The 1,116-nt window shown below is 47.0% G+C and carries 1 protein-coding gene; it reads left to right on the forward strand.

Features of this window, described 5'->3' with window-relative positions:
* The first annotated feature begins 297 nt into the window (after positions 1 to 297).
* Positions 298 to 933 carry a hypothetical protein gene (locus ACFSW8_RS14415; RefSeq protein ID WP_377178588.1) on the forward strand — a complete coding sequence of 212 codons (636 nt, stop codon included), beginning with the start codon at positions 298 to 300 and terminating at the stop codon, positions 931 to 933.
* Positions 934 to 1,116 lie beyond the last annotated feature (183 nt).

Raw genomic sequence — 1,116 nt, forward strand, 5'->3', positions numbered from 1 at the left:
TGAGCTTACCAGCAACCATGGCGCGGCCTCACCTCTCTTCTCATTCTATCTTTTTGTTAGTGTGATTTCTAGATTGCCGAGCTTCACTCAAATGCTAGTGTCGCGGTTCGAATCGTGAAAAATAGACTAATTAATTTTGGATGTGTTGTTGCCGGAGCAGCTCTTTGTTATGGAGTTCTCTATCTATCGGGTCACATAAATGTTGAACAAAATCAGCACGTGTCATGGGAGCAACATCGCCAAGGGGTGAAGCAAGCTCAGAAACAGAAGCCAGTGAAAGCGTCAGACTCGGATGCAATGACCAAGCTCCAGGCTGAAATCGTTCAACTCGAAGGTGTGCAACAGATGCAAAATGAAGATGAGGATGTGAGCTTTGTCGTCGTACCTAGTAAGCTTTTGCAAGAATACGCAAGCCGCATGGAGAGGGCACAAGTCGGAGGGGATTTGTTTAGCAATGACCGGAAGGTTGAAGAAATCTTAAATATCTCGGATCAAGAAAAGATGCAGCTGCAACGAGGTTGGAGGGAGATGCAAAGGCGCATGAAGAAAGCGCAGCTTGCGAAAGTTGAGGTGAGCGATGGTGAGGACGGGAGTGTTCAAATAGCGGTTCCTGAGTTGAGCGAACAAATTTCTGAGATTGGTAGACAATATCAGGCTGAAGTTGGAGCTGTATTGGGGGAGAATCGAGGAAAAGCATTTGCAGCTATCAAGCAGCTAGATTCGGCATTCGAGCAAGCGGGCGGGGAAGTGAAGTATTCAGTTAAGATGGAATCCACAGGTGATGGATTTTGGCGTTACCACATTAAGCAAAGCGGGGGAGCTGGCTCACGGGCATGGGTGGGTTCCAAAATTCCGCAAAGTCTCAGACACCTTACTGAGGTAGCGGAGATCCGCAGTGAATTAGATCAAGCCCCAGAAGAAGATGAAAATTAAGATTTAGTTGGGGGGGAGATCTAGATGATATCTGCATTTTACTCAAAATGTTTTAAGTTTTGAATGTCGTCCTTCGTCTGCCTTTGAGTGAGTTATGACGCGTGGTCTGTGGGGTGGTGTAAAAAAGTATCGAAAAGAGCTTGCGCGGGATCGGGAAATATGTAGATTGCGCCCCGCCTCACC

The sequence above is a fragment of the Rubritalea tangerina genome (assembly GCF_042683245.1).
GTDB classification, from domain to species: domain Bacteria; phylum Verrucomicrobiota; class Verrucomicrobiia; order Verrucomicrobiales; family Akkermansiaceae; genus Rubritalea; species Rubritalea tangerina.

What these genes read in the sequence shown, in the direction of transcription:
- ACFSW8_RS14415 (WP_377178588.1), top strand. Translation starts at nt 298, where the DNA reads ATGACCAAGCTCCAGGCTGAAATCGTTCAACTCGAAGGTGTGCAACAG.